We start from the raw sequence: 26,777 nt of genomic DNA on the forward strand, positions 1-26,777 counted from the left end.
AATGGGCAGGAGAGGGCATGACCACCACCCACGCATTCCGGATGCAGCTCAAGCCCGGCATGGCCGCCGAGTATAGGGCGCGCCACGATGCGATCTGGCCGGAGCTGGCCGGCCTGCTCCGCGACAGCGGCATCAGCGACTATTCGATCTTCCTCGACGAAGAAACGCTTGCGCTGTTCGCGGTGCTCAAGCTTGCCGACGACAATCGCCGCGACGCGCTGCCCGGCCATCCGGTGATGCGTAAATGGTGGGACCATATGGCCGAGCTGATGGAGGTCGAGCCCGACAACAAGCCGCGCGAATGGCCGCTCGTGCCGGTGTTCCACCTCGCATGATCCGCACCGCCCTTCTCGCCACCGCCCTGCTCGCCGCCGCCCCGGCCGCTGCACAGCAGGCAAGGCCCACCGCCAATCTCGACGCTCCCGTAAAGACCTTCGGCCGCGTCTCCTACGACGCGCGCTCGCTGATGATCGACGGCAAGCGCCTGGTCATCTGGTCGAGCGAGATGCACGCCTTCCGCCTGCCCTCGCCCGATCTCTGGCGCGACATCCTCCAGAAGATGAAGGCCAGCGGGTTCAACACCGTCGCCTTCTATTTCGACTGGGGCTTCCACACGCCGAAGCAGGGCGTCTACGACTTCTCCGGCATCCGCGACATCGACCGGCTGCTGACCATGGCCGAGGAGGAAGGCCTCTACGTCATCACCCGCGCCGGGCCCTATGTGAATGCCGAGCTGACCCGTGGCGGCTTCCCCGGCTGGCTGGTCAACCAGCGTGCCCGCGCGCGCACCGACGATCCCGATTATCTCGCCGCCGCCGACGAGTGGCTTACCCGTGTCGATGCGATCATCGCCCGCCACCAGATCAATGGCGACGGCAAGGGCAATCGCGGCACCGTCATCCTCCACCAGATCGAGAACGAGCTCGCGCTGACCACGCCGGCGCAGCGCCGCTACATGGATCATCTCTACGCCAAGGCGCGCGCGGACGGCATCAACGTACCGATCTTCCACAATGACCAGGGCCGCAACGGCTATTGGGTGCCCAAGGGCGCGGGCATCGACAAGACCGTCGAGGGACCGAACGACCTCTATGCGTTCGACGGCTATCCCGGCGGCACCTGCACGGTGGAGGGCAAGCCGACCCGCGGATCGGCCGCGCCCAATTTCGGTTTCTACGGCCCCGGCGGCGCCAGGGGCGGCGCCTCGGCCTCGCCCGGCACCCCCGGCTTCGCCGCCGAATATGGCGGTGGCTGGTTCGATTATTGGGGATCGAACGGCGGATACGAGTGCAACGCGATCCAGCGTGGGCGCCGTTTCCAGCGCGTGTTCTACGGCGCCAACCTCGCCAACGGCATCGCCATCCAGAGCTTCTATATGGGCTTTGGCGGCACCAGCTGGGGCTGGCTGCCGGCACCGGTGGTGTTCGCCAGCTATGATTATGGCGCGGCGATCTCCGAGACGCGCGAACTGCGCTCCAAGGCCGAGGAGCTGAAGCAGCTCGGCGGGCTGATCCAGAGCGTGCCCGACCTGGCCGGCATGGTTCCGGCGGGACCCGTCACGATCTCGTCCGACAGGATCCAGGCCTATCACAACAAGAGCCCGGAGACCGACGCCCGCTTCCTGATGGTCACCCACAAGCCGTCGAACGGCCAGAGCGACGACCGCTTCACGATCACCGCCGACCTGCCCGACGGCCGCTACACGATGCCGATGGACCTGCATGGCTTCGACGCGAAATGGCTGGTCGCGGGCGTGAACCTCGGCGGCCAGCGGCTGGTCTATTCGACCTCCGAGCTCCAGGCCGCGCTCAGGCAGGGCGGTCGCGACCTGATCCTGCTCTATGGCCGCGCCGGCGAGCCGGGCGAGACCGTGCTGCGCTACACCAGCGCGCCCAGGGTCACCGTGCTCGAAGGCCAGGTGAAGTCGGTCTTCAACACCAATGGCGATCTCGTCCTCGACTACACCCACACTGGCCTTGCCCGAATCCGCATCACCGGCGGCGGCCGGCCCGACCTGCTGCTGCTGATCGGCGACGAAGCCGAGGGCGCGAAATTCTGGCATGTCGGCGATGTGCTGGTGCGCGGCCCGGCGCTGGTCCGCAGCGCCAGCATCAAGGGCGCCACTCTCGCGCTGACCGGCGACACCAGCGAAGCCACGCCCCTCGAAACCTGGGCCCCCGCCGCAGTGCGCCGCACCACCTGGAACGGCGCCAGGGTCGCCACCAGCCTGCCTGGCCCCGCCGCCTTCGCGCTTCCCGCGCTGGCCGACTGGCGCACCGCCCAGGGCTCGCCCGAGACCGATCCCAGGTTCGACGATGCCGGCTGGCAGAAGATCGACAACCGCCCCTATGCCAGCATCACCGCGCGCGCCGATGGCCAACCCAACATGCTGATGGACGCCTATGGCTTCCACGAAGGCGATGTCTGGTATCGCGGTCGCTTCCAGGGCGGCGCGCAGGCCGCGCGCCTCAGGCTCCATTACGGCGCGGGCGGTGCCGGCATGGTCCAGGCGTTCCTCGACGGCAAGCCGATCAGCCAGGCCGAGATCCCCGCCGGCCTGCCCCGCCCGATCACCACCGGCGTCGCCGAGTTCGAGCTGGGCGAAGCGGCCCGCGCGCCCGGCGAGCACATCCTCTCGGTGATGGTCCGCAACAACGGCCATAACTGGGATCTCGACGCCGACGACTTCCACAAGGAAGCCCGCGGCCTCGTCTCCGCCTCGATCGAATCCCCCGCCGGGCCCAGCTTCGCGGTGCCGATCGCGTGGCGGATCCAGGGCCGGCAAGGCGGCGAGGACATCGCCGATCCGGTCCGCGGCGTCGCCAACAATGGCGGCCAATATGGCGAGCGCATGGGCTGGCACCTGCCCGGCCTCGACGACCGCGCCTGGAAGCCCGCCCGGGTCCCCGCCACCCAAACCGAAGCCGGCACGCGCTGGTACCGCACCGGCTTCACCCTGGCGGTGCCCAAGGGCCAGGATGCCACGATCGGCATTGCCTTCGGCGACACGACCAAGCCCCGCTCGCCGACTGCCCGCTACCGGGTGCTGGTCTTCGTCAATGGCTGGAACATGGGCCAGTTCATCGCCCATGTCGGTCCCCAGCGCATCTTCCCGGTGCCCGAAGGCATCCTCAACCATCGCGGCAACAACGTGATCGCGCTGGCGGTTACCTCCGACGGCGCCCCCGGCGACGCGCTCGAAGACGTGAAGCTGGTGACGCTGCGCAACGTGAGGGGCGGCCTTCCGGTCCATATGGTCCCCGCCCCCGCCACTCCGGCAGAGCTGAAATGAAGCTCGACCGCCGCACCCTCCTGGCGGGTACGCTCGCCGCTACCGCAACGCCGCTCCCCGCGCGCGCCGCCGGGATCGTCACCGAGCGCTTCCCGCTCTGGCCCGGCACCCCGCCCGGCGGCGAGGGCCTTGCGGTGGAAGACCAATGGGTCAAGCGCTCGCCCAATGGCGCGCCCGACGACATCGCCTGGCCACATGTCGCCACCCCGATGCTGAACGTCGTCCCCGCGCCCGCTCCCAACGGCGCAGCGGTGCTGATCGTGCCCGGCGGCGGCTATGCCCGCGTCGCGCTCGGCCGCGAAGGCTCGGGCATCTCCAGGCTGTTCACCGCCCGCGGGATCACCGCCTTCGAGCTGCTCTACCGCCTGCCCCACGACAATTGGGCCGCCGGCCCAGACGCGCCGCTCCAGGACGCGCAGCGTGCGATCCGCCTGATCCGCGCCGGCGCCGCCCGCTGGAAGCTCGACCCCGCCCGCATCGCCGTCACCGGCTTCTCCGCCGGCGGCCATGTCGCCGCGCGGCTCGCCAGCCGCTTCGCGCTCCGGACCTACCGGCCCCTCGACGCCGCCGACGCGCAATCGGCCCGCCCCACCGTCGCCGGCCTGTTCTTCCCGGTCATCACGATGCGCACCCCGAGCGCGCACGCCCAGTCCCGCCGCGAGCTGCTCGGCAGCGACACCGGCGAGGACCGGATCGCCCGCTTCTCTGCCGAGGACGCCCTTCCCGCCGACATGCCGCCAACCTTCGTCGCGCACGCCGCCGACGATCCCGTCGTTCCGCCCGCCAACAGCCTGCTCATGTTCGCCGCCCTCCAGGCCGCGAAGATCCCGTCCGAGCTGCACATCTTCGAAAAGGGCGGCCACGGCCTTCCCCAGAGCGAAGACGGCGCCCCCCATCCCTGGCCCGCCCTGTTCGAGCGCTTCGCGCACCGACACGGGCTATAAGCCTCCCACGAAAACCCGGAGTACCACCTTGGCCGCCCTCACCCACGACATCCCCCGCAGCGAGATCACGCAGAAGATCGACCTGCTCATGGACAATCTCGTCAACATCCAGGACGAGACCGGCGAGTTCCTCCTCCATCTCGAGGACGGGCGGATCATCGACACCAAGGGCTGGGCCGGCTGGGAATGGACCCACGGCGTCGGCCTGTTCGGCATGTGGCGCTATTACGAGCAGACCGGCGACGACAAGGCGCTGCACATCATCAAGCAATGGTTCGAGGACCGCTTCGCCGAAGGCACGCCGACCAAGAACATCAACACCATGGCGCCGTTCATCACGCTCGCCTATCTCTACGAGCACGAGCCCGATCCGCGCTACCTGCCCTATCTCGATACCTGGGCGGAATGGCTGATCGCGCCCGACGGGCTGCCCAAGACCGAGGAAGGCGGCTTCCAGCACATCGTCTATAACGACGAGAATCCCGGCGAGATGTGGGACGACACGCTGATGATGTCGGTCCTGCCGCTCGCCAAGATCGGCCTGCTGCTGAACCGCCCGCATTATGTCGAGGAGGCCAAGCGCCAGTTCCTCGTCCACATCAAGTACCTTTTCGACCGCAAGACCGGGCTGTGGTTCCATGGCTGGGACTTCAACGGCCGGCACAATTTCGCCGAAGCGCTATGGGCGCGCGGCAATTGCTGGGTGACGATCGCCATCCCCGAGATCATCGAGATCCTCGACCTGCCCGAAGGCGATGCGCTGCGCAGCTTCCTGATCGACACGCTCGCCGCCCAGGTGAAGACGCTCGCCGAGACCCAGGATCCCGAAACCGGCCTCTGGCACACGCTGGTGATGGACCCCACCTCCTATCTCGAGGCCTCGGCCACGGCGGGCTTTGCGTACGGCATCCTCAAGGGCGTCCGGAAGGGCTATCTCCCGCGCCACTATGAGGCGGTCGGCATCAAGGCGGTGCGCGGCGTGCTGGCGAACATCGACGCCACCGGCGAGCTCCAGCAGGTCAGCTTCGGCACCGCGATGGGCGACACGCTGCAATTCTACAAGGACATCCGCCTCACCTCGATGCCCTATGGCCAGAGCCTCGCGATCTGCGCGCTGGGCGAGTTCCTGCGGACGTATATCTGATGCCGGCGCGGCGCGAACTGCTCGGCGCGGGTCTCGCCCTGCCGCTTGCCGCCGCCTGGCCCGCCCAGGCGCGCGGCGGCGTCCGCCGCCGCAGCGTCCGCGTCGCCGCACCCTTCGACATGCCGGCGATCGAATTCCCCGACTTCACCGCCAGCCGCCGCTTCCCCATAACCGAGTTCGGCGCGATCCCCGACGACCAGCGCCGCACCGGCATCGCTCTCGCCCGCGCGATCGAGGCAGCGCATGCGGCGGGCGGCGGCCGCGTCATCGTGCCGCCCGGCATCTGGGCGACCGGCCCGATCCACCTCAAGAGCAACGTCGCGCTCCACCTCGAAAAGGGCGCCACGCTCGCCTTCTCCCCCGATCCCGCCGACTATCTCCCGCCCGTGCCGACCAGCTGGGAAGGCATCGAGTGCCTCAACTATTCCCCGCTGGTCTATGCCCATGGCTGCGAGAATATCGCGATCACCGGCCAGGGCACCTTGCTCGCCCGGCTCGACACCTGGAAGATCTGGTACGCGCGCCCCAGGCCGCACATGGAGGCGCTCGTCGCGCTCTACCAGATGGCGCGCACCGGCGTGCCGGTCGCCCAGCGCGACATGACCAGCGCCGACCAGCATCTCCGCCCGCATTTCGTCCAGTTCAACCGCTGCCGCCATGTCCTGATCGAGGGCGTGCACATCCAGAACAGCCCGTTCTGGACGCTCCACCCCTATATGTGCCGCGACGTCGTGATCCGCGGCGTCAGCATCGAGGCGCATGGCCATAACAATGACGGCGTCGATCCGGAGATGAGCGCCAATGTGCTGATCGAGGATTGCGTGTTCGACCAGGGCGACGACGCGATCTCGGTCAAGTCGGGCCGCGACCACGACGCCTGGCGCCTCGCCACGCCCGCACGCAACATCGTCATGCGCGATTGCCGGGTGAAGAACGGCCACCAGTTGATGGCGATCGGCAGCGAGCTGTCCGGCGGGATCGAGAACGTCTTCGTCGACAATTGCCATTTCGACCATGCGGACTCGAACGTGGCGAGCAGCATCCAGAACATCCTGTTCGTGAAGACCAACGAGCGCCGCGGCGGCTTCGTCCGCGGCATTCATATGTCCAATGTCAGCGCCACCGCGGTCGCCGGCGGCGTCCTCGCGGTCGATACCGACGTGCTCTACCAGTGGCGCACCCTCACCCCGACCTATGACCGCCGCCTGACCCCGATCCAGGGCCTGCACGTCAGCAACGTCCGCGTCGAAACGGCGAAGTATATCTGCGACCTCAAGGGCGAAGCCGAGCTTCCCATCCGCGACGTGACGCTGCGCGGGGTGGAGGTGGCGCGGGTGAGCGGGGTCCCGGTGCGCACGGTCAACGCGGAAGGGGTTCGGATCGCGGGATAGGCCCGCACTCCCTCTCCCGTCGGGAGAGGAAGAACCAGCCCGACACCCCGTCATCGCGGCGAAAGCCGGGACCCAGGGTCACGGGCGATGGCCTGCTTGGCTCTGGGCCCCGGCTTTCGGCGGAGTGCGCCGCTGGATGGCGCTACTTCGGCACCCCAAACTCCGCCTTCGCCCCCAGCACATAGGCCTCCCACGCGCCGCGGTCATGGAAGTCCAGTCCCTTGCTCCACGCCGCGCCGGTATGATAGACAAACGGCTTCCCGGGCGTGACACGAAGCACCACCAGGTAATTGTCGGCATCCTGGCGCACCTCGGCGATCATCGCGGGATCGACGATCAGCCCCACCCCCATCGCGCCCTTGTCGGGGTCTTCCGGCGACCAGAAGCTGAACCGCCCCTTCGCTGCATCCGCCATCCAGCTTCCCGCCGCCTGCGACGTCGCCCGCTTCGAGATCCCGATCGCCACCAGCAGCGGCGCCGCACTGTCCGATCCGATCGTCGACACCATCCGGGTGAAGTTGGTCCCCAGCGGCAAGGTGAAGCGCCGCGTCTCCCACACCTTGCGATCCGTCCCCACCGGCCACGGCGCGTAATCGACTTCGAAATCGGCGACGTCGGGCCCGTCCTTCAGTATCCGGTACTTGGCCCAGTTGCGCGACACCCACAGCTTGTTGTCGCTCCAGATGCCCAGCCCGCCCGCGCCGCGGAAGGTGTTGACGTTGTAGAAGTCGATCCCTTCGCCATGATAGTCATGCTGCTTGCCCGTGCGCAGCTGGCGCTCCATGAACGGCCAGACGACATTCTTGCCCCAGGCGTCGATCCCCGACGTCGAAGGCGGCTCCTCGCGCTCCAGCGCCGGGCCGTAGATGCGATGCGCGGTCCGGTCATTCTCCCACAGGATGTCGTCGAAGCGGTAGGGTGCATATTTGACGCTCGCCCGCGCCGCCTGCTCGGCCTTGGGCGGCGGCGTCAGCGGCAGCGTGATCTTCGGCCGCGCCACCCCGTCCGTCATCGGCTTCGCCGCGCCCGGCCCGTCGCGCTTGGGATCATAGCCCAGGTCGAGCATCGCCTGGCGCTCGGCCATCGCACGCTCCCATTCCTTGCGCTGCTCGGGCGTCGCATCGGCCGAGAGCGGTCGCGGCGCGATCCCGACGCGCGGCTGCGGCGCCGCATCGGGGCGCGGCTCAGCCAGCGGCAGCGGGCTGACCGGCTTGCCCAGCTCCATCATCTCGACGCCCGCGAGCAGCAGCCCGCCCGTGCCGTACAGCGCATGGTCGCTCGCGCGCGCCGGCACCGGCTGGTCGCCCGCGCGCTGGGCATAGCCGAGCAGCCCGTCGGGCTGGATCACAGCGGTCAGCCCCGCCCAGGCCTTCAGCACCCGCGGCTGGTAGCTCGCCCGGTCGAGCAGCCCGTGATTGATCCCCCAGGCCATCGCATAGGTGTAGAAGGCCGAACCGCTGCTCTCCGGCCCCGGCGGATCCTGGGGGTCGAGCAGGTTGGTCGTCCACAGCCCGTCGTCGCGCTGCAGCTTGGCGATGCTCTCCATCATCGTCCGGAAGACCTGGACATAGCGCGGCCGGCTTGGCCAGTTCGCCGGCATCGTATCGAGCGTCCGCGCGATCCCGGCGACCACCCAGCCATTGCCGCGCCCCCAGAACACCGGCTTGCCGTTCTTCGTGGTCCGCGTGCGGAAGCGTTCGTCGCGGAAGAACAGGCCATGCTCCTTCGACCAGAGGCGGTCGTAGGTCCGCCACCACTGCGCATCCATCGCCTGCAGATAGCTGTGGTCGCCCGTCTGCGCCGCCATCCGCGCGAGCACCGGCGGCGCCATGAACAGCGCGTCGCACCACCACCAGGTCAGCCGATCGGGCGCAGGCTCGACCTGGAGATAGGGCAGGTTGAAGTCGAGCCGCTCGCGCAGCGGGCGATCTCGCCGGGTTCGCCACTATGCGCGTACAGCTCCTGATAGACCGCACCGATCGCCAGCGTATCGGCATCGATCCGGCCGCGCGCGCTCCAGCTGCCCAGCAGCCCGAAATTATAATGTTCGGCGACGGTGCGGAGATATGCCCGCGCGCCGGTCTCGTCGGATACCCGCGCCAGCCGGCCCAGCCCGATCAGGAAGGTCGCCGCGATCCAGTTGCTCGAGATCGTTGCGCCAGCGCCGCCGCTGCGCTGGGGCACGAAATGCGGGGCGTCCTGCAATGCTGCGATCTGCGCCGCGGCGGTGCGATTGATTAGCGTTAGCACGGCGCCGGAGTCTGGGACGGTAGGATCGACGCGTGTCGCCGGCGCGGTCTGCGCGGATGCCAGCATGGGGGACATAATGACCAGCGCACCGGCCAGCTTCACCGCATTAAGTCGCGACATCCTATTCTCCCTTATTACTCCCCTCCCTGCTTGCAGGGAGGGGTTGGGGGTGGGTGCGCGCGTCTGCGCGCCCAAAAGACTCTTCACTCCCCGACAGCAGCATCGGAGGAGGCATCGAGCCTCGCCCGACGCTAACCCACCCCCTGCCCCTCCCTTGCAGGAAGGGAAGCGTCAGCGCCGGGAACAGCTACCTCACTTCGCCTTCGCCACCTCGACCGCGTACACATGCGCAGCGCCCTCGAAATTCCCCCGGAACACGATCCATTTCCCGTCCGGTGTGAAGGTCGCGTTCGGCTCCATCCGGTAATCCTGCTTGCGCATGTCGACGAGCTTCTCGGTGTCGAGCGTCCCCGGCACGATCAGCGCGCCGGCATTGTCGGCATGGATGCCGGCGACGTCGGGCATCGCCCTGGGCGTGAACAGATAGAGGTATTTCGCGTCGGGCCCGCGCGCGACCATCTCGGCATCGGCACCGTCGCCCAGGAAGCGCGTCCCGTCGGGCGACTGGTTGTAATGGACCGACCATTGGTCGCGCTCGACATGGTACCAGCGGCGCTTGGCCGTCGCGACGTCGTACCCCGCCAGCCAGAAGACTTCGCCGCGCGGCGTCTGGAGGTCGTACCAGATCGTCTTGCCGTCGGGAGAGAAGAACTCGTGCCCGGCGATCTCCATGTTCATCGTCCGGCCATGGACCGGCTTCCTGCCGGTCCCATCCGCCCGGATCGCCCACATCCGGTCGACCCGGTGCCACGGTCCTTCATGGCAATAGAGGATCTGCTGCGGATCGGTCGGCGAGAACTGGACATGGTTGAGCCAGTCCTTCGACGCCGTCACCACGCGCCGCGCACCGGTCCGCGTATCGATCGTGAAGATCTCCATCGGCACCCCGGCGTCGAGGCGCTTGTTCATGAAGACTTCCTTGGCCTCGGCATAGGTCATCGGCCGTCCGTCGGGCCAGTTGGCACGGTAGTCGTTCACGCCGGGCGTGTTGGTGCCCGTATTGCCGCTGGCCAGCGTGCCGTCGGGGCGCAGCGGCACCACCGGCTCGGCGACCTGGCCGAGCAGCAGCGTCTCGTCGGCGTTGATCGATCCGATCCAGCCGCCCGGCACCGTCGCGATCCTGCGGACCTGGCCCGTGTCCGCATCGACCGCGAACACCCCGAACGGCTTGCCGGTGTCGTCGCGCGATCGCTCGGCGAAATAGATGTTCCGGCTCTTGCGGCCGGTGAATAACAGGACGGCTCCGGGCTTCGACACGAGCAGTGTCTCGTCCCAGCTCTTCAGGTCGATCAGCGCGATGCCCCTGGGCGTCGTGATGACCATCTTATCCCCTTGGGGCAGATAGCTATTCTGGGTGAAATAGAGGTTCACCGAACCCGGCTCGTGGCTCACCCGCACGACCTTGTGCCCGGTCAGCGGGTCGATCCATTGCGCCGCCGGATCGGCCTGCGCAAACATCGGCGTCCAGAGAACCGCGAGCAGTGTCCACTTCGCCCTTTGCATGGCGCGCATCCTCTCTCCCCTGACCTTGCTATCGTTCCACATATCATGATAGCAGTTCAGAATATGGAGTAAAGAACCGGCGCCTGGGGCGAACTTCGCCCCCTTCGGAGACCGGAACGTCCAGGGAGAGAGCATGGCCAGCAGCGCCCCCGCGCGCCCCGTCCGCACGGTCAACTACCTTGCCTATGGCGCCAATGACGTCCTCGGCGCGGGGTCGATGGCGGTCATCTCGGGCTGGGTGCTGATCTTCTATACGACGTTCTGCGGGCTCGAGGCCTGGCAGGCCGGCCTGATCTTCACGGTAGCCCGCGTCCTCGACGCCGTGGCCTCCCCGCTGATCGGCCATATCTCCGACAATATGGGCGACACCCCGCTGGGCCGCCGCTTCGGCCGCCGCCGCTTCTTCATCCTGGCGGCCATCCCCCTCCTCCCCTCCTTCGCGATCATGTGGGTCGCCGGCCAGGGCTTCTGGTACTACCTCGTCACCTATGTCCTGTTCGAGCTGGTCTACGCGATGGAGATCATCCCGTACGAGACGCTCGCCGCCGAAATGGGCAAGGATTACAAGACGAAAGCCAAGTTCGCCGGCTGCCGCATCCTCTTCGCCCAGGCCAGCGCGATCCTGGCGGGCTTCCTCCCCGCGATGCTGATCGAGACGCTGGGCAAGGACAGCGCCAACACCTTCCTCTACATGGGCATCCTGTTCAGCGCGCTGTTCATGCTCACCGCCGGCCTGCTCTACCGCTTCAGCTGGGAGCGTGCCCCCGCCGATGTCGCCGCCTTGCGCCCCGCCACCGAAGCCAGGCCCGGCCTCGGCGCGGCGATCGCGGCGCTCTACCGCAACCTCTTCTCGACCTTCCGGATCCGCGCCTTCCGCCTCCATCTCGGCATGTATCTGGGCGGCTATATCAGCCAGGACGTCTTCAACGCCGCCTTCACCTTCTTCGTGGTGTTCGCTCTGGCGGGCTCGATCAAGATCGCCTCGACGCTGCTCGGCACGATGTACATCGTGCAGTTCGTCGCGGTGATGATCGCGATCAACCTGGCCCTGCGCGCCTCCCCGGCGCGCGCCTATCAGCTCGCCGCGATCAGCTTCGCGATCGGCGCCATCGTGCTGATTGCGATGTGGAATGCCGGCATCCGCTCGGGCGACGCGCTGCTCTGGGTGCCGATCGTCTTCGCCGGCCTGGGCCGCGGCGCGCTCAACTACATCCCCTGGGCGACCTACAACTACATGGCCGATGTCGACGAGATCGTCACCGGCCGGCGGCGGGAGGGCGCCTTCGCCGGCGTGATGACCTTCGTGCGCAAGCTCACCCAGTCGGCCGCCGTCGCCGGCGTCACCGCGATCATGAGCTGGGGCGGCTTCGTCTCCGCCGCCAAGGTGCAGAGTCCCCAGGCGATCCACACGCTCGCCCTGGTGCTCGGCATCGGCACCGTCGGCGTGCTGCTGCTCGGCATCCTCGTCTCGCTGCGCTTCCGCCTCAACAGCGCGACGCACGACGTGCTGATGGCCGAGATCGACCGGTTCAAGGCGGGCGGGACCACCCCTTCCTCGCCCCAGGCCCAGGCGATCGTCGAGGATCTTTCGGGCTGGCGCTACGACCAGCTCTGGGGCCGCAACCCGGTCGCCAATATCCGCCGCTAGCGCAGGAGATAAGGATGGATCGCCGCGCCTTCCTCGCCACCACTGCCGCAGCGGCAGCCCTGCCTCCCGTCCCGGCCGAGGCCGCGCCCGCCGCCGCCTGGGACCTGCCGATGCCGCCGCCCCGCGACGGTCTCGATCCGCGTCCCGCGCCCCAGGAGCCCGGCCGGCTGCTGCTCGACAAGGGCTGGCGCTTCCACCCCGGCGACATCGCGATGCCGGTCATCACCGGCCACCAGGCGAGCTATGAGAACGCCAAGGCCGGCGCCGCGCACGGTGCCGCCGCGATGAGCTTCGACGATAGCGACTGGCGCGAAATCGACTTGCCGCACGACTGGGCGATCGAGGCCCCGGTCGATCCCCAGGCCAATATCGCCCAGGGGTATCGCCGCCGCGGCGTGGGCTGGTATCGCCGCACGATCCGGCTCGATCCGGCGCTCCAGGGCAAATATCTCGAACTCGATTTCGGCGCGATCGCCACCAATGCGACAATCTGGATCAACGGCACGATCGTCGACCGCAACTGGAGCGGCTATAACGGCATTCAGCTCGACCTGACGCCCTTCGCCCGCTTCGGCGACCAGCTCAACACGATCGCGATCCGAGTGGACGCCGATCCGATGGAAGGCTGGTGGTACGAAGGCGCCGGCATCTATCGCCATGTCTGGCTGGCGGTGCGCGAGCCCGTCCACATCGTCACCGACGGCGTGCACTGCGATCCCCGCCCCGCCGCCGATGGCAGCTGGAGCGTGCCGATCGAAGTGACGCTGAACAATATCGGCACCGAAGCGCAGTCGGTGAAGGTCGTCGCCATCGTGTCCGGTCCCGACAAGCGCGGCTGGGCCGCCGAATCCCCCGACGAAGTGCCGGTCCATGTCTATCCGCTCCGCCCGAGCGTGGTGGCGCTGACGATCCCGATCCCGATCCCGGCGCCGCGGCTCTGGTCGCCCGACGATCCCTTCCTCTACCCGCTCGAAGTCCGGGTCTTCGCGTCCGACGGCAAGCTGCTCGATCAGCGCCGCATCCAGATCGGCTTCCGGACCTTCCATTTCGACAGCCGCACCGGCTTCCACCTCAACGGCCAGCCGCTCAAGATCAAGGGCACTTGCAACCACCAGGACCATGCCGGCGTCGGCACTGCGATCCCGGACACGCTATGGGACTGGCGCGTCCGGCGATTGAAGGCGCTCGGCTCCAACGCGATCCGCATGTCGCACAACGCCCCGCCGGTCGAGCTGCTCGACGCCTGCGACCGTCACGGCTTGCTCGTCATGGACGAGAACCGCCAGTTCAACCCCAGCCCCGATTACCTCGCCCAGCTCCAATGGATGGTCCGCCGCGACCGCAATCGGCCCTCGGTGATCCTGTGGTCGGTGTTCAACGAAGAGCCGATGCAGGGCTCGGCGCAGGGCTATGAGATGGTCCGCCGCATGGCCGCCGCGGTCAAGGCGCTCGACGACAGCCGCCCGGTCACGGCGGCGATGAACAACGGCATGTTCGCGCCCCAGAATGTCAGCCAGGCGGTCGACGTGGTCGGTTTCAACTACCAGATCGACCAGTATGACAAATACCACGCAGCCTTCCCCGACAAGCCGCTAACCAGTTCGGAGGACACCAGCGCCTTCTCGGTGCGCGGCGAATGGGCAAGCGACAAGGCGCGCAACATCGCCACCAGCTATGACGACGAGGCCGCCGCCTGGGGCGCCACCCACGGCCATGCCTGGAAGGCGATCGCCGAGCGGCCCTATCTCGCCGGCGGGTTCGTCTGGACCGGCTTCGACTATCATGGCGAGCCGACGCCGTTCGAATGGCCGTCCACCTCCAGCTACTTCGGCATCATGGACATTTGCGGCTTCCCGAAGCTCGCCTTCCACCAGCACCGCGCGCAATGGATCGATGACGCGCCGGTGCTGGCGCTCCAGCCGCACTGGAACTGGCCAGGCCGCGAAGACCGGCCGATCCGCGTGGTCGCGCTGACCAATGCCGATCGCGTCGCGCTGATCCTCAACGGCCGCAAAGTCGGCGAGCAGGCGGTCGACCGCCTCGCCATGCCCGAATTCCAGGTGCCCTATGCGCCCGGCCGGCTCGAGGCGATCGCCTATCGCGCCGGCCGCGAAATCGCGCGCGCGGCGATCGAGACCAGCGGCCCCGCCGTGGCACTCCGCCTGACGCCCGATCGCCGCGTGATGGCCGGCGATGGCGAGGACGCACAGCCCGTCACCGTCGATGCAGTGGATGCCCGCGGCCGCCACGTCCCCACCGCCAATCTGCCCGCGCGCTTCGCGATCGAAGGCGGCGCGATCATCGGCCTCGGCAATGGCGACCCCAACGATCACGACTCCGAAAAGGGCGATGCGCGCCGGTTGTTCAATGGCCTCGCCCAGATCCTCGTCCGCGCCGATGGCGGCCGCGGCAAGCTGGTGCTGCGCGCAAGCGCGCCCGGCCTTCGCGCCGCGGTGCTTACGCTCGACCGCATCGCCGCCGAACCCCGCGGATCGGTGCCGGTCACGCGCCCCGAGATGCTGCTATCGGTGTGGCGCCGCACGCCCTTCCAGGCCGAGCGCCCCGATCCCGCTGTGTGGACGGCCAGCGACGATCGCTACGCCATGGGCGTAGGCCGCCCCGGTCGGCTCGAGGGCCCCGATCCGGTGGGGTCGTGGAACAGCTATCAGCTCGAATTCACTCCCCAGGCACGGGTACGCGCCGACGGCGGCACGATCGCCTTCACCGCGATTGCCGGTGCCGCCGAAGTCTGGCTCGACGGCCGGAGGGTCGCCGAGAAGCCGGGCATCGATCCCGCCCCGCTCGACGTGCCGCTCGCACCCGGCCAGGGCCCGCGCAAGCTCGTCCTCCTGGTCCGCGCCGAGCCCGGCAAGCCCTCCGGCATGGCCAAGCTCGTCGTCGTGCGCGAGCTGGAACGCAGGCCGTAGGCGCCGGCAATTCGCATCCGCACCCGTCATCACCGCAAAGCGGGGATGACGGCTTACTCAGCCCGGACAGTCCTGCTTGGCCCTGGATCCCCGCCTTCGCGGGTATGACGAAACAGGAGAGGATCCCGGATAACGCGCCCTAGTGATTGTCGCGCGGCAATCCCTCGGCCTGCGCGATCCGCTGGTATTTCTCCGCGCCTTCCAGGATCGCGCCGGTCTCCATCTGGCCGACCACCGCGCGCTGGATCTCCTGCCACGGCGTCTGCGACTTGGGAAAAGCATAGCCCCCCGCCTCGGCCAGCGCGCGGCGGCGCTCGGCCAACTCGGCGTCGGGGATCAGCACATCGGCGGTACCGCGGTTGAGGTCGATGCGCACGCGGTCGCCCGTGCGGATCAGCGCGAGCCCGCCCATCGCCGCCGCCTCGGGGCTGGCGTTGAGGATCGACGGGCTGCCGCTCGTACCCGATTGCCGGCCATCGCCGATGCAGGGCAGCGCGTGCACGCCTTCGCGGATCAGATAGGAGGGCGGGCGCATGTTCACCACTTCGGCGGCGCCCGGATAGCCGATCGGCCCCGCGCCGCGCATGAACAGCAAGGTTTCGGGGGTGATCCCGAGCGCCGGATCGTCGATCCGCGCATGATAATCCTCGGGCCCGTCGAACACGACCGCCGGCCCTTCGAATGCCTCGGGGTCATCGGGATTGGAGAGATAGCGCGCGCGGAATTCCTCGCTGATCACGCTGGTCTTCATGATCGCGGAGTCGAACAGATTGCCGCGCAGCACGAGGAACCCGGCCGCGTCCTTGAGCGGGCGCGCGAACGGGCGGATGACGTCCTCGTCCTCGATCTCGACGCCCCGGCAATTGTCGCCTATGCTGCGGCCGTTGACGGTCATCGCGCCTTCGTGGATCAGCCCCTGCCGCATCAGCTGCGACACCACCGCGGGCACGCCGCCGGCCCGGTAATAATCCTCGCCCAGATATTCGCCCGCCGGCTGGAGGTTGACGAGCAGCGGGACCTGATGGCCCCGCTCCTGCCAGGTGTCGATCGGCAGCTCGACTCCGATGTGCCGGGCAAGCGCGGCGATGTGGATCGGCGCGTTGGTCGATCCGCCGATCGCCGAATTGACTACGATCGCGTTCTCGAAGGACTCCCGGGTCAGGATGTCGGAGGGCTTCAAGTCCTCGGCGACCATCTCGACGATTCGCTTGCCGCTCAGATAGGCGACTTCCTGGCGGTCACGGTACGGCGCCGGGATCGCGGCCGAGCCGGGCAGCGACATGCCGAGTGCTTCGGCGAGCGAGTTCATCGTCGTCGCCGTGCCCATCGTGTTGCAATAACCGGTGGACGGCGCCGAACTGGCGACCAGGCGGATGAACTCGCTGGGCTCGATCTCCCCCGCGGCGAGCAGCTCGCGCGCCTTCCACACGATCGTCCCCGATCCGGTGCGCTCGCCCTTGTGCCAGCCGTTGAGCATCGGCCCGACCGAAAGCGCGATTGCGGGGATATTCACCGTCGCCGCCGCCATCAGGCAGGCGGGCGTGGTCTTGTCGCACCCAATGGTGAGCACCACCCCGTCGATCGGATAGCCGTAGAGCAGTTCGACCAGCCCGAGATAGGCAAGGTTGCGGTCCAGCCCCGCGGTCGGCCGCTTGCCGGTCTCCTGGATCGGATGGACCGGAAACTCGATCGCGATCCCGCCCGCCTCGCGGATCCCTTCGCGCACCCGCTCGGCGAGCACGAGATGGTGCCGGTTGCAGGGACTGAGGTCGCTGCCGGTCTGGGCGATGCCGATGATCGGCCGGCCAGATTGCAGCTCTTCCAGGCTGAGCCCGAAGTTCAGGTACCGCTCGAGATAGAGCGCGGTCATGTCGATATTGTCGGGATTGTCGAACCAGGCGCGCGAACGCAGCCCGGGCGGGCTCTTGGAAGTCACGCGATATCCCCCTTGCCGATCGGACGCATAGTCTCTCCGGATGTCGAACGGGCATCGTTGACGCGCCCCGCACGGCTTTATAGTCTGACAAAAAATATAAGGGCAAGCCGGCTTCGGCAATGCCGACCAAGGGGAGAAGATCGATCATGCCAGCGCCCGTGAATGCAGTTCCCGCCAGCGGCCCGCAGGCCGCGCCCGCTATCGGCAGCTACCGGCCCGCCCTTACCTTGCTCGCCAGCCTGTTCTTCATGTGGGGCTTCATTACGGTGATCAACAACACGCTACTGCCGCATCTGCGCAGCGTGTTCGAGCTCAACTACACCCAGACCACGCTGATCGAGAGCGTTTGGTTCATCGCCTATTTCGTGGCGTCGATCCCCTCGGCCAAGCTCATCGAGCGCATCGGGTACCAGAAGTCGCTGGTGATCGGCCTGGCGGTGATGGCGGCCGGCGCGCTCGCGATGATCCCGGCGGCGCGGATTCCTTCCTATGGCGTGACGCTCGCCGCGCTCTTCGTGATCGCGAGCGGCATCACCCTGCTCCAGGTCGCCGCCAACCCCTATGTCGCGGTGGTCGGCAAGCCCGAGACCGCGTCGGCGCGGCTCAACCTGGTCCAGGCGTTCAACTCGCTGGGCACCACCCTGGCCCCGCTGTTCGGCGGCTATCTGATCCTCGGGCGGTCGACCTCGGGCACCGCTTCGGCAAACGCAGTCCTCACGCCCGCAGAGCGGCTCGCCGACGCCCAGGCGGTACAGCTGCCCTATCTGATCGTCGCGGCGGTGCTCGTGCTGCTCGCAGTGGTGATCGCCCGCTTTCCGCTCCCGGCGATGGGCTCGGCCACCCGGCGCGCCGCCGCTGCCGAACGCAAGCAGCATTCGCTCTGGAAGCACCGCAACCTGGTGTTCGGCGTGCCGGCGATATTCATCTACCTGATCGCCGAGATCGGCGTCTCGAACCTCTTCATCAACTTCGTCTCGTCGCCCGAGATCGGCGACATGACGCATGAGCGGGCCTCGGGTTACCTCTTCCTGCTGTGGGGCGGGATGATGGTCGGCCGCTTCCTCGGCAGCTTCGTGATGCAAAAGATCGCCCCCGAACGCGTGCTTGCCTTTGCCAGCGTCATGGCGGGACTGGTGATGCTGATCGCGACCTTCGCCGCCGGTCATGTCGCGATGTGGGCGCTGATCTCGGTCGGCCTGTTCCATTCGATCATGTTCCCGACGATCTTCACCCTCGGCATCCGCGGCTTGGGACCGCTCACCGAAGAGGGATCGGGGCTTTTGATCATGGCGATCGCGGGTGGTGCGCTCGTCGTCGTGCAGGGCTGGATCGCCGATCTATATGGGCTGCAAACCTCGTTCCTGCTGACCGCGGCATGCGAGCTCTACATCCTCTTCTACGCGCTGTGGGGCGCCCGCCCGACCCATATGCTTATCGACCCAGCGATCGACTGAGGCGCTCAGGCCATCGAACTGCGCGTGTCCTCGAGCGCGAGTTCGACGAGCAATTGCATCGCCGCGCTGGCAGCCGCGGGTTCGCTGGCAGCGATCGCGTCATAGACGCGGGCATGGTCGGGAATAGGATTGCGCGGCAGGGCCCGGGCGCGCTGCTTGAACTGCGTCGTCCAGTGCACCGCCGCGCCGATGCTGGCGCTCAACGTCATCAGCGCGTCGTTGCGCGTCGCCGCCAGGATCGCGTTGTGGAAATCGCGGTCGGCTGCGCGCCCGGCATCGGTGGCGAGCGAATGCTGTCGCATTGCTACGAGCGCCGTCTTCATCTTCTTGAGATCCTCGCGGTCGCGGCGCTCGGCGGCGAGACGTGCAGCCGCGGGCTCGACAATCGCACGCAACTCGAAGAGGTTGCGGATGAATTCCATGTCGGGCTCGCCAGTGAACGCCCATGCGAGAACGTCCGGGTCGAGCAGGTTCCAGCGGCTGCGCGGCAGGACGCGCGTCCCCGCCTTGGTCCTGCTCTCGACCAGCCCCTTGGCGGCGAGCACCTGGATCGCCTCGCGATAGGCGCTGCGCGACACGTTCAAGGATTCGGAGAAGACCACCTCGGCCTGGAGTCGATCGCCAGGCGCATACTCGCCCGAGACGATCGCGGATCCGATCTTGTTTGCCACTGCTCCGTGCAGCCGGCGCCCGGTGTCGCGCCGGGGCCTGCCCTCGCCTGGGTGCGCTTCGCCCGCCATGTCCTCGCCAGCCTTGTCGGCGCTCTTCATCTCTGTCCTCGCTCGCGCCCCCTTACCAGTCGAACCCGATAAGCGGAACGGGAGATTGCCTATCCTGGGCGGCTGAAATATGTCGGACTAAATCGAGGAGAGGTCATGGCTTTGCGTCTGTTGCAACATCGGAGCGCGAACGGCGCGCGGTCGGTCATCGCAGCGCGAGGCGATCGGGCCGCGTTCGTTCCCGGCACATCGACCGTGCGCGCGCTCGCGTTCGAGGCGATCGCGCAGGGCCTCACCCTCGCCGGCGCCGTGGCGACGCGGGGCGAAGGCGATGGGGTGGAGATCGCCGCCGAACTTGCCGCGGGACGGCTGCTGGCGCCCATCGACCATGACGACCCCGCCCATCTCGTGATGACCGGCACCGGCCTCACGCATCTCGGCTCGGCCGAGGGGCGCGACAAGATGCACCGCGAAGCCGCGGCGATCGAGAAGCCGACCGACTCGATGCGCATGTTTCTCGAGGGGTTGGAGGGCGGAAAGCCCGCACCAGGCGCGATCGGCCAGCAGCCCGAATGGTTCTACAAGGGTGACGGCTCGCAACTCGTCGGCCCGGGCCAGCCGCTTGCCATGCCCCATTTCGCCCAGGACGGCGGCGAGGAGCCCGAGCTCGCCGGCATCTACCTTATCGGACCCGACGGCACCCCCCATCGGCTCGGCCTCTGCCTGGCCAACGAATTCAGCGACCATGTCACGGAGCGCCACAACTATCTCTGGCTCGCCCATTCCAAGCTGCGCCAGGCCGCACTCGGCCCCGAACTGCTCATCGGCGAAGCGCCACGCGATGTGCGCGGATCAAGCCGTATCCTGCGCGACGGCAAGCCGGTCTGGGAAAAGCCGTTCCTGACAGGCGAGGACAACATGTCCCACAGCTTTGCCAATCTAGAGCATCACCACTTCAAATATGCATTGTTCCGCCGCCCCGGGGATGTGCACGTCCATTTCTTCGGCACGGCGACGCTGTCGTTCAGCGACAATCTCCACACCGAGCCGGGCGATGTCTTCGAGATTGAGGCAGCGCCGTTCCAGCTCCCGCTTCGCAATCCGCTCGTCCGCGCCGAACCGCAGCCGGTTCTAGTAAACCTGCTCTAGCGCGATATAGGGCCGAACGACAAAGTGGCTTGGCGAAGCCCGGCGCGATCGTACCGGGCTCCTCCAAGCCATAGGGGACATCGGGATCAGAACTTGACGCGGACACCCACGCGGTAGGTGCGGCCGAGCGTGTCGTAGAGCGCCGGGTTCACATCGAGGCCGGTATTGGTCTGCGGCGACGGCGTGGGATCGCGATCGAACAGATTGTCGACCTTGAAGTAGGACGTGATGTGATCGCCGAGATCGAGCGATCCGCCGATGTCGAAGTAGAAGGCCCCCTTCATCGTGTTGGTGTTGATCGTCGGGTGATTGGTGGTCGAGACCGGGCAGCCGGACTGGCAGACGACATATTGGTTGCCGAACACGCCGTCGGAGAACCAGCGCTGCTGCGCCAGCAGCGTGAAGCCGTCGCCGTCATAGGTCTGGACGGCCAGCCACTTCCAGTGCGGAGTGTTGCCAGTGTTCGCACCCGCCTGATCGACGACGTCCACGCCCTTGACACCGGCATCGACGAGGAATTCGCGGACGTGCGTGCCGAGCCCGCGCACCGTGAAGGAACCGGGAAGGCCCAGCGGCCGCTGCCACCGGTAGCTTGCCTCGATGTCGAACCCGCTGGTCTTCCACGAGGCGAGGTTGAATGGCTGAACGTTGACGAAATTGCCGCCTTGGGTCGGGCTGTTGAGGACGAAGCCGCCGCAGAATTGCGTGAGGCCGTCATGGCAGAACTGGACGATCTGGGCCGCCGATAGAGTCGAGATCACGCCCTTCAGCTTGATGCTGTAATAGTCGAACGAAAGGCTGAGCCCCGGTAGCCAGGACGGGTTTGAATAGACGACACCCAGCTCCGTGTTGCGGGCAATTTCCGGCTTCAGGTCCGGGTTGCCGACCGTGTTCTGGAAAATTTGTACCGTCGGGCCATAGGGATTGGCGAAACTCGGCACGGTAGTGACGGTGGGCGCCGCGAACAGCTCGGAGAGATTGGGCGCGCGAACGTCGCGCGAAGTCACCGCGCGGAAGCGGAGCCCGTCCAGCGGCGTGTCCCAAGTGCCGCCGATCTTCCACGCCCAGACGGTTCCCGACGTGCTGTAATGGGTGACACGCGCCGCGGGGTTGATGTTCGCCTTGCCGAGCGGACCGTTCCAAAGCGGCAGATTGAGCTCGAGAAAGCCTTCATAGACGCTGTAGGCGCCATTGCCGTTCTTGTAGTTGCCCGCCGCATAGTTGCTGCCCTGCGTCGAATTGAGCAGCGGATCGGCAGGATAGGCTGCCGAGTTCGGGCTGATCGAGGACACGCCGGCCCCATAGGGATCGGCATTCACCCGGTAATATTCATGGCGATACTCGCCGCCGAACGCGACCGAGAGCGGCCCCGTCCAAAGGTCGAATGCCTCGCCCGAGAAGTTCACGCTGGCGACATCCTGAGTCAGCGTGGTGTGCTGGAACGGCCCGTTCTCTGGCTGGACATAGGCGAGCGCCGCAGCAGACGGGGTCGCCCCGCCGAAGACGTTGATAGGCTGGCAACCGAGCGCGCGCGCCTGGGCATTGGCGCAGACGATCGTGCCGTTGAGTGTCACGGCATCGACCGCGGCGGCATAGCGGTTCTGCAGCACGATATGGTCGACGTCGATGTCCGACTTGGTGGTGCCATGCTCGTAATAGGCGTCATAGTTCCACTTGGCCGCGAACTCGCCCTTCACGCCGGCGACGAAGCGATATTGCCGCCGGTCGGTACTGACCTTCGGGCTGGGGAAGGCACCGTTGCTCGATCCGAACGCGAACTGGGTGATGTTTGCCGTACCGCAGCGATCCTTGATCGACTGGGGAAGGAAGGCGTTGGCGCAGGAGATGGTGAGGTTGACGCGATTATAGCCGGGGCTCGGCTGGTTGCTCGTCAGCACCTGCGCGACATTGGCGGTGACGTAGAGTTCCTGGCCCTCGGCGAAATCGAAGCCGATCCGGCCATAGCCGTTGATCCGCTCGAGCGAGGATTTGAGCGAGGCGCCCGAGCCGACACCGCCGGAAAGGTCGCCGCCGACGCAGAAGCTGTTGCCCGGATAGCAGTTCGACACATTGCCATTGCCCTGGGGCACGCCATTCGAGCCATAGTTGAAATTATAGGGCACGCCGTTCTGATCGAACGCGGTCCCCTGGAGCGGCCCGTTGGTGATGAGGCCGTATTTCGCATACTGATAGGATTGGGCGTAATCGCCATAGGTATATTGCGGCGCGCCGCCGCTGGTGACCTTGCTGTCGAGCAGGGTCGAGGCGCGGAACCAGTCGCGGGCGCCGGCAAGGTCGGTGCCGAAATTGCCGGGGCCCACGCCCCCTTCATTGTCATATTCGCCGCTGACGACGATGTGCAGGCGATTGTCGAACAGCGACGTACCGAAGGCCGCCTGGGCGAGCCCGGTCTTGTCGTCATTATAGCGGGTGATGCTGCCGAGGAGATTGGCCTTGAACCCGGTAAAGTGCGTGTCGGTGATGAAGTTGACCACGCCGCCGACCGCGTCCGAGCCATAGGAAGCGGAGGCGCCGCCGTTCACCACGTCGACGCGCTTGACCAGCAACTGCGGAAACATGCTGATGTCCGGCACGCCGGTCACGTTCGCTCCGACGACGCGCTGGCCGTCGAGCAGGGTCAGGGTGCGGATCGGCTGGAGGCCGCGCAGCGAGAAGGAGCTGAGGCCCTGCTGGCCGCTGGAGGTGCTGAACGTGCCGGTCGCCGCGCCGGTCGAGCCCTGGAGCGAAGGCAACTGGGCGATCGTGTTGAAGATGTTCGGCTGGGCATTGCTGGCGATCTGCTCCTCGCCGATCACCGTGGTCGGCGTGGGCGCGGTGAAGCCGCTCGACAGGATGCGGGTGCCGGTGACGATGATATTGCCGTCATTCTGCGCGGGCTCCTCCGCGGGCGCGGGGGCAGCCTGCGCCTCCTGCGATGCCGGCGCGGTCTGCGCGATCTGCGCGAGCGCGGACGTGCAGCCCAGCGCCGCGGCGAGCGCGGCCAAGCTGGTAGCGCTACCACGAAGCAGCGTGCGGCGATTGAACAGCATCTTCCCCATCATCCATCCCCTGATCGTTATCGGCACATGGACTGTGCCATTGTGTCTGGGTCTTATCGGATCAGGGTGCGGGCGGCATCTACGACCATGGTCGCAGACAGCGCTGGCCAAGAGTCAGGGGCGCGTGGAATAGAGGCCGTGATGGCCGAGGATGAGCAAGGTCTGCCCGTCCGCGCCGCCGAACAGCAATTGCAGCGGGCGCTCGGGCACGGCGATCCGGCCGAGCGCGCGGCCATCGGCGGCGTAGACGAACACCTCGCCGTTCGCGACATAGATGCGCCCGTCCGGCCCGACCGCCACGCTCTCGCCGCCGCGGGGGGCGAAGGGCTTGAGATCGGTCACCGCGCCGCCGGCGCCGAGCAGCCCCGAATAGGTCCGGTTCTCCGAGCCATTGGCGAGATAGACCCGTTCGCCGACCTTGCCGGTGACCCAGCCATAGGTGTCGAGCGTGTCGGAGAAGCGCCAGCCGAGATGGTTGGGCGGTCCCTGCTGCCAGACGCGATAGGCCGGAAGGACCAGGCTGCCATCGGGCGAGACATATTCGCGGGGCTTGGGCGCGGCCATGTCGCGGGCGAACATCTCGGCGAGCGTGGTGAAATGGTCGCTGGCCGGATCATACTGGTCGCGGAACTCGCCATTGTTCCAGACGCCGCCGGGCAGCGCGACGCGGGCGTTCGCTGGGTCCTTGGTAGCGGTCGGCTCGATCAGGCGGACCTCGGCGGGCTTGGTGGGATCGATGCTGTAGACGGTGGCCTCGGGACCGGCCGAGGACAGTACCAGCAGATGGCCCGAGCGATCGACCGCGAGGTTCACCGCGTCGAGCGGGGCATCGGCGGTGACCGACACCCCCTCCCCTTGCGACCAGCCATGGATGCGCTGGAACTGGCGGTCGATGAAATAGAGCTTGCCGTGCGCATCCACCGCGCCGCCGCCGAGCGCGCCGAAGCCGTCGGCGAGCCGGGTGACGGGCGCCAGGGAAGCAGCGGCGGCCGGGGCGGGCGCGTCGGTCACGTCGAGCACCGCGAACTCGCGCTCGCGCACCTCGATCCCGCGGGTCATATCGACGATCGCGTTCGCATAGGGATATTTGCTCGCACGCAGATAGGTGCCGCAGCCATTGGCGTCGCAGGTCGAGAAGCCGCTTTCGGCGTTCACATGCATGTTGCGGAAGCGGATGTTGGTCGAGTTGGTGAGCTTGACCGCCGCGGGTGCGGGCTGGAGCGAGCGGGTGACGCGGTAGCCGTGGAAATTGGCGAACAGGATGTCGCGCGAATTGCGCACCTCCAGCGCCACGGTGTTGCGGCTCTCGCCGGCCTCCTCCTCGGTCTGGGGCGCGAGGAACTCCCAGTTGCGGACGCGGTCGAGCACGATCTCGGCGCGGACATGATGCTCGGCGGACATCTCGTAGACGAAGCCGGGGGTGTCGGTATCCGACACGTATAGCCCGGCCTGGGCATAGGTGTTCGGCGTCCACAGCCCGTTGAAGGTGCCGCCGCCGCCATCGGTGACCCAGAGGCTGGCATATTGGCCGTCCCAGCGCTTCTTCGGGTCCGCATCGGCGCTGTGGTTGGCGTTATAGGGGTCGAAGCGGCTGCCATCGGCGAAGTTGGTGCCGTGCCCGCCCTGGAACTTGACGTCGTCGACCAGCGACCGGGGCCCTGCCCGCCACAGCAAGGCCGTCGCGCGCGGGTTCACCCCGCCGGTGAACAGGCCGAGGCCGGAGACGATCGCATCGCCGCCCCGGGCGCTCTCGACCAGTGCCTTGGCCGGGCCGATGCCGCGATAGCCGGGGCTGTCCTCGGCAAGGACGATCTGGGCCAGGCTCGGGTGGAGGCCGATCAGCACGCTGTCGGGCCGCAGCCTGAGCGTGTCGGTGACGCGGTAGAAGCCGGCGGGGAAATAGAGCACGCGGTGGCTGTCGATGGCGCGCTGGAGCGCGGCGGTGTCGTCGGTGCCGTTGTCGCCCTTTGCGCCGAGATCGCGGACGCTCGTCCAGGCACCGACGCCCGGAAACGCGCGGATCGCCGGATCGCGGCGGGCGGGCAGCCTGGCCAGCGCAGCGGCGTCCATGCGCGTCTCGTAGCTGCCCGGCTGGCCGAACCCCGGCAGCGTCAGGCCATAGGTGAATTCCTTGACCCGGTAGCGCGGCGCCGGTCCCGCGACCGTCTTGCCGCTGTCGCGGAAGCGAGCGAATACCGGGGTGCCGCTGGCAAGGGCATTGTCGAAGCCGATCTGGGTATAGGCATTGCCTTCGTTGCTGATGATCACGCCCGCCTTGGCGACATTCTCGAAGCGGACGTCCTTGCCCCACAGCCAGTCGCCGTAACCACGGTCGATCTCGATGCCGACGGGGACGTTGCGGAACACGGTGTTGACCAGGGTCAGGCCCGCCTCATGCTCGCGGATCGCGGCGTCGCGCTGCCCCTCGAAGCTGGAATCGAGCAAGGTGTACTGCCAGGCGGGAGAAGTCTTCTCGGCCAGTATCCCGTAGCGCCCGCCGAAGAAGCGCAGGTCCATGCCGAGATTGCCGACCTGGTAGATGCCGGCCAGCCCCGAGCCGAGATGGAAGTCGATATGGGCGAGATAGCTGTGCTGCGCGGTATGCGCGCGCACCGCCGTCGCCGCCGGATTGCCCGCGCCGATCTCGAAATCGACGTTTGCCAGCGCCGAATAGAAGGTGCCCGAATTGGCGTCGGCGATGTCGGGATCGAACGGCACGCTGGTCGGCGGCGGCACCGGCACCTTGCCGCGCAGCGGTGCCCCGCCCGGCCCGGGCGCCCCGCCGTTCGGCTGGTTGCCGGTGAAGAACACCATGCTGCCGACGCCCTTCTGGAAGCCGGGCGTATTGGCCGCCAGCACGAATACCGGCCGCGTTTTGCCCACGCCGAACAGGCGCACGCCGGGCCAGATATAGATCGTGCGGGTGATGCGGTGGCGGCCCGAAGGCAGGAACACGATGCCGCCGCCGGGCCTGGCCGAGGCAGTGTCGATCGCCGCCTGGATCGCGGCGCCGTCGTCGGCCAGGCCGTCGCCCTTGGCCTTGACGGTGACGGCGGCGGGCTCGTTCGGGGCGGTTGCGTAGACCGAGACGGAGCGCGCCGGCTGCGCCTGGGCGAGACCGATCTGCATTGCCGCGACGACCGCCCATGCCGCTATCCTGCCGATCATGTCCGTCCCCATCCTTTGTTATCGCCATACGATAGCACGCGGATAGGCATGCGCGCAGGTCCCGGCGACCGCG

16 protein-coding genes are annotated in these 26,777 nt (G+C 67.5%); 9 read left to right on the top strand and 7 right to left on the bottom strand.

Features of this window, described 5'->3' with window-relative positions; all coding sequences use genetic code 11:
- The first annotated feature begins 17 nt into the window (after positions 1-17).
- The 5 genes from AC1RPL_RS04365 to AC1RPL_RS04385 are packed head-to-tail and all read left to right on the top strand — an operon-like array spanning position 18 to position 6,771.
- Complete coding sequence (locus AC1RPL_RS04365; protein ID WP_493068030.1) at positions 18-335, top strand: L-rhamnose mutarotase; 318 nt, start codon at positions 18-20, stop codon at positions 333-335.
- Complete coding sequence (locus AC1RPL_RS04370) at positions 332-3,292, top strand: glycoside hydrolase family 35 protein (RefSeq protein ID WP_493068031.1); 2,961 nt, start codon at positions 332-334, stop codon at positions 3,290-3,292. The genes AC1RPL_RS04365 and AC1RPL_RS04370 overlap by 4 nt, the downstream gene beginning before the upstream one ends.
- Positions 3,289-4,236 carry an alpha/beta hydrolase gene (locus tag AC1RPL_RS04375; RefSeq protein ID WP_493068032.1) on the top strand — a complete coding sequence of 316 codons (948 nt, stop codon included), beginning with the start codon at positions 3,289-3,291 and terminating at the stop codon, positions 4,234-4,236. Before AC1RPL_RS04370 ends, AC1RPL_RS04375 begins: the two co-directional genes overlap by 4 nt.
- A gap of 28 nt (positions 4,237-4,264) precedes the next feature.
- Complete coding sequence (gene bglB / locus AC1RPL_RS04380) at positions 4,265-5,380, top strand: beta-galactosidase BglB (protein WP_493068033.1); 1,116 nt, start codon at positions 4,265-4,267, stop codon at positions 5,378-5,380.
- Entirely contained in the window at positions 5,380-6,771 is a 1,392-nt protein-coding gene (locus tag AC1RPL_RS04385) for a glycoside hydrolase family 28 protein (protein WP_493068034.1), read from the top strand. The genes bglB and AC1RPL_RS04385 overlap by 1 nt, the downstream gene beginning before the upstream one ends.
- A 142-nt stretch (positions 6,772-6,913) precedes the next feature.
- Here the strand turns inward: AC1RPL_RS04385 and AC1RPL_RS04390 are convergent, their stop codons facing one another.
- The 3 genes from AC1RPL_RS04390 to AC1RPL_RS04400 form a co-directional block, all read right to left on the bottom strand.
- Positions 6,914-8,692, bottom strand: a complete 1,779-nt coding sequence (locus tag AC1RPL_RS04390) for a glycoside hydrolase family 88 protein (RefSeq protein ID WP_493069077.1) — start codon at positions 8,690-8,692, stop codon at positions 6,914-6,916.
- Positions 8,629-9,141 (bottom strand): hypothetical protein, encoded by a 513-nt coding sequence (locus AC1RPL_RS04395; RefSeq protein ID WP_493068035.1) that lies wholly within the window; start codon positions 9,139-9,141, stop codon positions 8,629-8,631. Before AC1RPL_RS04395 ends, AC1RPL_RS04390 begins: the two co-directional genes overlap by 64 nt.
- A 192-nt stretch (positions 9,142-9,333) precedes the next feature.
- Positions 9,334-10,644, bottom strand: a complete 1,311-nt coding sequence (locus AC1RPL_RS04400; RefSeq protein WP_493068036.1) for an oligogalacturonate lyase family protein — start codon at positions 10,642-10,644, stop codon at positions 9,334-9,336.
- 133 nt (positions 10,645-10,777) lie between these two features.
- Between AC1RPL_RS04400 and AC1RPL_RS04405 the strand changes: the two genes are divergently transcribed.
- Positions 10,778-12,292, top strand: a complete 1,515-nt coding sequence (locus AC1RPL_RS04405; protein WP_493068037.1) for an MFS transporter — start codon at positions 10,778-10,780, stop codon at positions 12,290-12,292.
- A gap of 14 nt (positions 12,293-12,306) precedes the next feature.
- Complete coding sequence (gene galA / locus AC1RPL_RS04410) at positions 12,307-15,219, top strand: beta-galactosidase GalA (RefSeq protein WP_493068038.1); 2,913 nt, start codon at positions 12,307-12,309, stop codon at positions 15,217-15,219.
- Between the two features lie 139 nt (positions 15,220-15,358).
- Here galA and AC1RPL_RS04415 read toward each other — a convergent pair whose 3' ends face one another.
- Entirely contained in the window at positions 15,359-17,155 is a 1,797-nt protein-coding gene (locus tag AC1RPL_RS04415) for an IlvD/Edd family dehydratase (RefSeq protein ID WP_493068039.1), read from the bottom strand.
- A gap of 146 nt (positions 17,156-17,301) precedes the next feature.
- On the opposite strand from AC1RPL_RS04415, the gene AC1RPL_RS04420 reads away from it, so the two are divergent.
- Complete coding sequence (locus tag AC1RPL_RS04420) at positions 17,302-18,609, top strand: sugar MFS transporter (RefSeq protein WP_493068040.1); 1,308 nt, start codon at positions 17,302-17,304, stop codon at positions 18,607-18,609.
- 5 nt (positions 18,610-18,614) lie between these two features.
- Here the strand turns inward: AC1RPL_RS04420 and AC1RPL_RS04425 are convergent, their stop codons facing one another.
- Positions 18,615-19,349, bottom strand: a complete 735-nt coding sequence (locus AC1RPL_RS04425) for a FadR/GntR family transcriptional regulator (RefSeq protein ID WP_493069078.1) — start codon at positions 19,347-19,349, stop codon at positions 18,615-18,617.
- Between the two features lie 135 nt (positions 19,350-19,484).
- Between AC1RPL_RS04425 and araD1 the strand changes: the two genes are divergently transcribed.
- The gene (gene araD1, locus AC1RPL_RS04430; RefSeq protein ID WP_493068041.1) at positions 19,485-20,477 is read left to right on the top strand and encodes an AraD1 family protein; all 993 of its coding nucleotides are present in this window, start codon (positions 19,485-19,487) and stop codon (positions 20,475-20,477) included.
- Between the two features lie 86 nt (positions 20,478-20,563).
- Here araD1 and AC1RPL_RS04435 read toward each other — a convergent pair whose 3' ends face one another.
- Both AC1RPL_RS04435 and AC1RPL_RS04440 read right to left on the bottom strand, forming a co-directional pair.
- Entirely contained in the window at positions 20,564-23,527 is a 2,964-nt protein-coding gene (locus AC1RPL_RS04435; RefSeq protein ID WP_493069079.1) for a TonB-dependent receptor domain-containing protein, read from the bottom strand.
- Positions 23,528-23,650: 123 nt separating this feature from the next.
- Positions 23,651-26,704, bottom strand: coding sequence for a glycosyl hydrolase family 28-related protein (locus tag AC1RPL_RS04440; protein WP_493068042.1), 3,054 nt, complete (start codon positions 26,702-26,704; stop codon positions 23,651-23,653).
- Positions 26,705-26,777 lie beyond the last annotated feature (73 nt).

This window comes from Sphingomonas sp. GW821-FHT12D09, from assembly GCF_058807215.1.

Coding starts and splice junctions, on each gene's coding strand:
- AC1RPL_RS04365 (WP_493068030.1), top strand. CDS start 18: ATGACCACCACCCACGCATTCCGGATGCAGCTCAAGCCCGGCATGGCC.
- AC1RPL_RS04370 (WP_493068031.1), top strand. CDS start 332: ATGATCCGCACCGCCCTTCTCGCCACCGCCCTGCTCGCCGCCGCCCCG.
- AC1RPL_RS04375 (WP_493068032.1), top strand. CDS start 3,289: ATGAAGCTCGACCGCCGCACCCTCCTGGCGGGTACGCTCGCCGCTACC.
- AC1RPL_RS04385 (WP_493068034.1), top strand. CDS start 5,380: ATGCCGGCGCGGCGCGAACTGCTCGGCGCGGGTCTCGCCCTGCCGCTT.
- AC1RPL_RS04395 (WP_493068035.1), bottom strand. CDS start 9,141: ATGTCGCGACTTAATGCGGTGAAGCTGGCCGGTGCGCTGGTCATTATG.
- AC1RPL_RS04400 (WP_493068036.1), bottom strand. CDS start 10,644: ATGCAAAGGGCGAAGTGGACACTGCTCGCGGTTCTCTGGACGCCGATG.
- AC1RPL_RS04405 (WP_493068037.1), top strand. CDS start 10,778: ATGGCCAGCAGCGCCCCCGCGCGCCCCGTCCGCACGGTCAACTACCTT.
- galA (WP_493068038.1), top strand. CDS start 12,307: ATGGATCGCCGCGCCTTCCTCGCCACCACTGCCGCAGCGGCAGCCCTG.
- AC1RPL_RS04420 (WP_493068040.1), top strand. CDS start 17,302: ATGCCAGCGCCCGTGAATGCAGTTCCCGCCAGCGGCCCGCAGGCCGCG.
- AC1RPL_RS04425 (WP_493069078.1), bottom strand. CDS start 19,349: ATGGCGGGCGAAGCGCACCCAGGCGAGGGCAGGCCCCGGCGCGACACC.
- araD1 (WP_493068041.1), top strand. CDS start 19,485: ATGGCTTTGCGTCTGTTGCAACATCGGAGCGCGAACGGCGCGCGGTCG.
- AC1RPL_RS04435 (WP_493069079.1), bottom strand. CDS start 23,527: ATGCTGTTCAATCGCCGCACGCTGCTTCGTGGTAGCGCTACCAGCTTG.
- AC1RPL_RS04440 (WP_493068042.1), bottom strand. CDS start 26,704: ATGATCGGCAGGATAGCGGCATGGGCGGTCGTCGCGGCAATGCAGATC.